The organism is Cypionkella psychrotolerans (genome assembly GCF_001294535.1).
Taxonomy (GTDB): Bacteria; Pseudomonadota; Alphaproteobacteria; order Rhodobacterales; family Rhodobacteraceae; genus Cypionkella; species Cypionkella psychrotolerans.
This window is the reverse complement of record NZ_LGIC01000007.1, coordinates 196,485-202,787: the sequence shown is the minus strand read 5'-3', so window position 1 is coordinate 202,787 and position 6,303 is coordinate 196,485. Positions and strand designations below refer to the sequence as shown.

General features: G+C 59.8%; 6 protein-coding genes and 1 pseudogene. 1 reads left to right on the top strand and 6 read right to left on the bottom strand.

Going from position 1 to position 6,303, the window contains the following annotated elements; genetic code table 11:
• Positions 1-278: 278 nt before the first annotated feature.
• Positions 279-1,280 (bottom strand): annotated as a pseudogene (locus tag AKV04_RS02620) (IS110 family RNA-guided transposase).
• A 128-nt stretch (positions 1,281-1,408) separates the two neighbouring features.
• Between AKV04_RS02620 and AKV04_RS02615 the strand changes: the two are divergent.
• Positions 1,409-1,909, top strand: a complete 501-nt coding sequence (locus AKV04_RS02615; protein WP_054004913.1) for an FCD domain-containing protein — start codon at positions 1,409-1,411, stop codon at positions 1,907-1,909.
• Here AKV04_RS02615 and AKV04_RS02610 read toward each other — a convergent pair whose 3' ends face one another.
• Genes AKV04_RS02610 through AKV04_RS02590 form a run of 5 tightly spaced genes read right to left on the bottom strand, consistent with a single transcriptional unit; the run spans position 1,910 to position 6,288 of the window.
• Positions 1,910-2,701 carry a 3-methyl-2-oxobutanoate hydroxymethyltransferase gene (locus AKV04_RS02610; RefSeq protein ID WP_054004912.1) on the bottom strand — a complete coding sequence of 264 codons (792 nt, stop codon included), beginning with the start codon at positions 2,699-2,701 and terminating at the stop codon, positions 1,910-1,912.
• Positions 2,702-2,705: 4 nt separating this feature from the next.
• Complete coding sequence (locus AKV04_RS02605; RefSeq protein WP_054004911.1) at positions 2,706-3,017, bottom strand: MocE family 2Fe-2S type ferredoxin; 312 nt, start codon at positions 3,015-3,017, stop codon at positions 2,706-2,708.
• A 1-nt stretch (position 3,018) separates the two neighbouring features.
• Positions 3,019-4,119, bottom strand: coding sequence for a fatty acid desaturase family protein (locus tag AKV04_RS02600; protein ID WP_054004910.1), 1,101 nt, complete (start codon positions 4,117-4,119; stop codon positions 3,019-3,021).
• A 24-nt stretch (positions 4,120-4,143) separates the two neighbouring features.
• Entirely contained in the window at positions 4,144-5,352 is a 1,209-nt protein-coding gene (locus AKV04_RS02595) for an aldose 1-epimerase family protein (RefSeq protein ID WP_235815516.1), read from the bottom strand.
• 24 nt (positions 5,353-5,376) lie between these two features.
• Complete coding sequence (locus tag AKV04_RS02590) at positions 5,377-6,288, bottom strand: sugar phosphate isomerase/epimerase family protein (RefSeq protein ID WP_235815515.1); 912 nt, start codon at positions 6,286-6,288, stop codon at positions 5,377-5,379.
• Positions 6,289-6,303: the final 15 nt, after the last annotated feature.

The following is a 6,303-nucleotide window of genomic DNA, read 5'->3' as shown; positions in this document are numbered from 1 at the left end:
GGCCAAAGAATGGCGCATGGCAGCCCTGTGATGTCATGTCTGGACGGCCCCTGATGCGCAAGCTGCGAATCTGACGAGCCTATGCCGAAAGCAGTCATGTCTACGGCCTTTGTGTGCGGCGGAACCGCTGGCCCAGATGAAGTCCGCAGATCAGTTCCCAATCAAAATTACGCGCTCAACTCGGCGCCTTGACCCCATGGGGTGTCCTGATCCCCGGTTCGACCGGTTTGTCATCTTTCCTCAGTCTCGACGCATTCACTTTCGCTGCCTGTCGCCGATCATCCGGCTGGCGCGGCGTATATCTCGTTTCGCCGCCGGATCGCCCAGGCGATGCGCGCGGTCTTGTTCGCCTGAGCCACTGCCACGACCTTGGGCTTCTTGCGGTCCTTCAATTGCAATAGCCAAGCCTTCCCCGGATCGCCCTGTCGGGTGAACCGCAGAACTGCGGTTGCGCCGGAGACCAGCAGGCGCCGGATATAGCCATCGCCCTGCTTGCTGATCCCGGTCTGGCGATCCTTGCCGCCACTCGAATGCGCCCGCGGCGTCAGCCCGAGTCAGGCCGCGAACTGGCGCGCCGAGCGGAACAGGCTTGCGTCCGGCACATTCGCCGCAATCGCGCTGGCGGTGATCGGCCCGATGCCGGGGATGGTGGCCAGCCGGCGACTGGCATCGTTCGACCGGTGCCACTCAAGAATCTCGACCTGTTCGGCAAGACCATCAGCTTGGCTGAGCAGGGCGTGAAGCGCCACGACAGCGTGGTTCGGGAGAGTGTCGCGAACGGTTTGAAAATGCGCCTTCAGGCTGCTCAGTCCTTCTAGGCCCTGAGCCGCAATGATGCCGAACTCAGCCAGATGCGCCCGCAATGCGTTCGTTAGCATGGTCCTCTGGCGCACCAGCAACTCGCGCGCCTTGTGCAGCATCAGCACCGACTGCTGGTCCTCGCTCTTCACAGCCACGAAGCGCATCGTCGGACGAGTGACGGCTTCGCAGATCGCTTCAGCATCCGAAGCATCGGTCTTTCCGCGCTTCACGTAGGGCTTGACGTAAGCTGGCGGCATCAGCTTGACCTCATGGCCGATCCGGCCGATCTCGCGTGCCCAGTAATGCGACGACGCGCAGGCTTCCATCCCGACCAGACACGGCGACAAGGTGGCGAAGAACCGCAACACCTCCGCTCGCCGCAACTTTCGGCGAATGCTAACCCGGCCATCTGCATCAATGCCATGGACCTGAAACACATTCTTCGCGAGATCTAGGCGGATCGTTACAATCTCCGTCATGGTGGTTCCCTCCTATATTGGAGCCCTGATCATACCACGGCGCCCCGATGCGCCACGGTTGGGACAGGGGCCGTCCACCACATCAATTTTGGACGCCGATACGGGGTTAGTTTTGCGCGCCGTTTGACATGCTGGAAGCCGAAGGCGTGCTGACCACCCACCCGCGCTCGGGTATCCAATTCGTGCGGCCGGGGCTGGAGTTGACCCACGCCATCTATCAATTCCGCAGCATCATCGAACGCGCCGCCGTCCGGGTGTTCGCCGAGACCGCCGACGAGTCCCTACTGGAAACCCTCACCACCCGCCACACCGCCCTGATCGCGCGGATCGAAGCACATGGCGTCACCCCCGACGATCTGACCGAGGTCGATGCGGTCGAGCAACTGATACACGCCTCAGTGACCGGCATCATGCAGAACCCTTTGATAGATATAAGCTATCGCCGGATGATGATCTACCTGCGCCTGCTACGGCTGGACCGAAAATTCACCGCACCGATCATCCTGCGTACCCTGCGCGAACATATGGAGATCCTGAATGCCTGCACCCGCCGCGATGCGGATGCGGCAGAGGCAGCCCTGCAAGCGCATCTGCACGCGGCGATCCAGCGCAATATCGGCTTTATGTGATCAGGCGATCTTGCGCAGAAACGCCGCCATCTCGGTCGGATTCATCGCCACAACATGCTGAGGCTCGGGGTAAGCACCCGAGGCCACATCGGCAATGAATTCCCGGTAAGCCGCGATCCGCTCCTGCTGCAACCGATCAAATTCGGCGGCGAAGTTGCGATACACCTTGGCATGGCGCGGCAGATGGCCCCGGTTTTCGCCAAGGATGTCTTCCGAGAACAGATACTGCACATCACACCCCGCCCCCGCCCCCATCGACCACAGCAGGATGTTCACCCGACGGCTGATCTCGGTGGCAACCTCGACCGGAACCACCTCAATCTCCACCGCAAACGCCCCCGCCGCCTCGTAAGCCTGCACCTCGGCCAGCAGCGCCACCGCCGTCGCAGCGGTTTTGCCGACAGCCTTAAATCCCCCGGTCCAAGTATTACGCGACGGCACAAGACCGACATGACCGACCACCGGAATATGCTCGTCCGCAAGAAACCGCACTGTCGCCAAACCGCCCGAGCAATAGATCGCATCCGCGCCGGCATTCAGCATTTGCCCTGAAAACCGCAGATAATCCTCGCGCGTGCCAGCCGAGCGGTGATCCACCCCGGTCATCGAAAACAAGCTGGGGGCGACTTTCCGATAATCCGGGTGCGTCACTAACTCGGGCGGCACCGACACCACATCAATCCCCGCCTCCTCAGCCGCCGCCGCTTCCTCCAGCGTGAACAGCCGCAGCATGGTCAACTGACTTTTGCCCTTTTTCGCCCGCAGATCGGCAACCGTTGGTTTCTTGCGCATGGCTCTATCCCAATTCAATTTCAACGCGGTCGCCCACCACTCGAACGGGATGCCGTTTCAGATCAATGCAAACCGGAGCCCGCAAAGCCGCCCCCGTGCGATAGTTGAACCGCCCGTTGTGCTTGGGACATTCAATCGTGTCGCCATCGACCAAGCCATTGCACAGATGCACTTGTTCATGCGTGCACAGCCCGTCGGTGGCGTGAAATGTGCCGTCCGGGGCGTGGTAAATCGCATAAGTAGCACCGCCATGATCAAACCGGATCAGGTCTTCTGCGTCGATGTCATCCACACCGCAGGCATCAATCCAGGCCATGTCAGACCCCTTCTCTGGCAACTTCAATTTCATGGAACTCGTCGCGATAGGGCCGCGCCGTGGCTGGCAGTGCCTTGCGCGCATAATGGGTGGGATCTTTGCGCTGCCGCAGCAACGCGCGCGTCATCTCGACATATGCCGCGTAAATCGACGGGTTCGGCGCGGGCAGATCGTGCTTGATCGCCTCATGCAAACGCGGTAGCGCGTGATAGGGCACCATCGGAAACATGTGGTGTTCGACGTGGTAATTCATGTTCCAATACAGCCAGCGGCTGACCGGGTTCATATACACGGTGCGCGAGTTCAAACGGTGATCCACTACATCTTCCGCCAATCCGCCATGCTGGATCAGCCCGGTCATATACATATGCCAGCAACCATAAATCCGAGGCCCACCGATCAGCATCAGCGGCAACCACGAATGCAAGCCAATTGCCAGCAAGATCGTCGCCACATAGATCGCGATATGCAGCCGCGCCCAGAACACCGCCTTGTAGCGTTCGGATTCCGGGATATAGGTCTTCTCGCCCTCATTCAGCCCAACAAAAGCATGCCGCGCCAGCGTGCGCAGATCATAGAAAATGAACGGAATCCCGATGAAATTCAGCGCAGCCATCACAATACGCGGTGGCCGCATGAAGCCGATTTCCGGGTCCAGCCCGACGATGATCGTATTGGTGTGATGCCGCGCATGGCTCCACCGCCAGGTCGTCGGGTTGCGCATCACCATGAAACTGGCGATCTGGTAAACCACATCATTCATCCACGGCGTCTTGAACGCCGTGCCATGCCCCGCCTCGTGCCAGCGGCTGTCGCAGGCCGAGCCGTAAAGCAGTCCGTAGACGAAGAAAAACGGCACGCAGGCCCAAGTTCCCCAGAAATAGCAACCGCCAATCCCGGTCAAAACCAACAGCCCCAGCCAGATCACCGTATCGCGGATCGCAGGGCCGTCCGAGCGTTGCATCAACGCCTTCATCTCTTTGCGCGGCACATCTGAATGATACCATTCCGCCGAGGCCAGACCGATTTCCTCGGCATGGGCGCGGCTTGCCCCGGTCAAGCTATAGTCGCGCGGGGCATAGATGCGGGTGAAAATGCTCATGGCATGGTCCTTCGTCTTTAGCCCTCAGCGACCGCTTAGGTGCGGAAACTGGCCAGAGGGTATGGGGAAATCTTCGTCAGGCTGCGCCGCGATGGCGCGGATGGCGGCCTCGGATTTGGCGATCTGCGCGGCCCCATCCAGCACCTTGAACCGGGTCTGATACTGGCGAGCCTCTTGCGGCCCCAGCCAGATCATCTCGCCCCGATCCCGTGCGGCTTGATTGCCCAGCACATGATGCGTCGAGGGCTCAATCCCCATCACATAAGCGCCGGACTGGTAGTATTGCCATTGATAGGCGCAGGGGAATTGTTCTTTTTGCGTGGTAACTTCGATCCCTAAGCCAATGCGATCATTCACCAAAGCGACAGGCACCTCTCCCACAGGATTAGCGCCCATCTCATGCTGCCAAACCTGCTCGGCAAAGCCATTGCTGGGTGCTGGCGCGCGTTGATATCCCACCTCCTGCGCGCGGTACCGCCCCTCATGCGCGGCCCAGACCACTTCCTTGATCGGAGCCAGATACCGCGCGCCCTCCTCCAACACCGGATGGCCGATGTTGATATGGTAAAACATCATATGCGGCGTTTTGAGGAACCCCTCATTCACTACGCGGTCAGACAGCCGAATTTCATCGCCACCTACATCGGCCTCAATCCGGCGATAGAGCACCAGATTTTCGCCAAACACCGTGGCCTGAGAAACCACCCCCTCGGCCCACAGCACGCAAGCGTCGCCGTCCCAAGCCTCACCATACCCCGTCAACCGCGCCGGGATCGCAGACACCCGACCATGCAAGCCGTGGCTCGCCGTCTTGCGCCCCGGATAATTGTAACTCTCGGTCGAAACCACCTCTGGTCCCAGAATATGATCCAACCCACAGGTCACCAGAAACCCCGAGAAACTGCGCGCCCAAGCGAAGCCGCCCTCGCCTTCCGCATCATGCAACCCCGGATGCCGGAACCCCGCAGCCGAATGCCAGCCAATCGCACGACCCTTGTGTTCAACCTCGGCAATATCCATCGCCCGGTCCACCAAAACGGTAAACCGCAAGCCCGACCCAGTGCGAAACTCCAGCATCCGCAGCCCACGTTCCACGCCGTCGCCCAGCGTCATCAGCCGCACGCCGGCAAACTGACTCAGGCTGCCTGCATGGGCCGCAACCTCGCCCCGCGTCATGGATTTTCCGTAAAGCTGCGGCACTGGCGCATTCTCCTGCAAAGAACCGGGCGGCATGGCCTGCACGCCGCCCGCCGTGACTTACAGCCCTTGGGCCGCGAATTTTCCGTCCATGAACGCCTTCGAGCGCGGCACATCGGCCTCGTCCAAATGCTCGACGATCATCGGAATGTTCGGGTGCTTTTTCGCCAGCAGTTGCAGGTAAAGATCGTAGTTCAAAGACCCCGTCCCCGGCGCGTTCAGCACGATCTCGCCCACACCCCGGAAGGTGTGCGAGGCCAGCGCATCATCATCGCCAATATCCGCGTGCTTTTCAGACTTATCATCGCCCGCCCGCGCCACATCCTTGGCATGGGCAATCTTGATCTTGTCCGACAACGTGTCGAACACCTGATGCAGAATTCCGTCCATGTTATCAATGTTGTGCGACTCGAAGTAGTTTGTCGGGTCCATCAGCAGCCCCAGCCCCGGATGATCGACCTGTGCGAACATCTTCACAGTTTCCTCAACCGAGCCCACCACGTTGTTCACATAAGTCTCCAGCAGGAACATCGAACCGTGGTCGTAAGCCTCTTGCGCCAGTTCGGCGATGATCTTGCGGCAGACTTCAAAGCCTTCCTCGGTCTTGTTCTTCGGGTCCGACATCCATTCGGATTCGGTGTTATACGTCCCGGTTTCCGAGATCACATAAGGAGTCCCCAGCGCCCGCGCATTGCGGATGATGTCCTTCAGACGGTCCACATTGGCCTTGCGATGCGCCATATCGGGGTGGATGATATTGGTATAACCCGAGATACAGCTGATCGGCAGATCATGCGCGCGGAACGTGTCGCGCACCTTCTTGCAGTTCGCCGCCGTCAGGTTGCCGTGGCTCAGGTCAATATCCTTGAAATGCAGGTCCAACTGCACGGTGTTAAAGCCGTGGCTGCGGATTTTCTTGGCTGACTCTTCCAAGCCATACGGGAAATACCCCGAAAAAATACCCAGTTGCATCATGGTGAAGTTCCT

Bases quoted from the DNA above. Each gene is read 5' to 3' on its own strand.
- AKV04_RS02615 (WP_054004913.1), top strand. From the start codon at position 1,409: ATGCTGGAAGCCGAAGGCGTGCTGACCACCCACCCGCGCTCGGGTATC.
- AKV04_RS02595 (WP_235815516.1), bottom strand. From the start codon at position 5,352: ATGCCGCCCGGTTCTTTGCAGGAGAATGCGCCAGTGCCGCAGCTTTAC.
- AKV04_RS02600 (WP_054004910.1), bottom strand. From the start codon at position 4,119: ATGAGCATTTTCACCCGCATCTATGCCCCGCGCGACTATAGCTTGACC.
- AKV04_RS02610 (WP_054004912.1), bottom strand. From the start codon at position 2,701: ATGCGCAAGAAACCAACGGTTGCCGATCTGCGGGCGAAAAAGGGCAAA.
- AKV04_RS02590 (WP_235815515.1), bottom strand. From the start codon at position 6,288: ATGCAACTGGGTATTTTTTCGGGGTATTTCCCGTATGGCTTGGAAGAG.
- AKV04_RS02605 (WP_054004911.1), bottom strand. From the start codon at position 3,017: ATGGCCTGGATTGATGCCTGCGGTGTGGATGACATCGACGCAGAAGAC.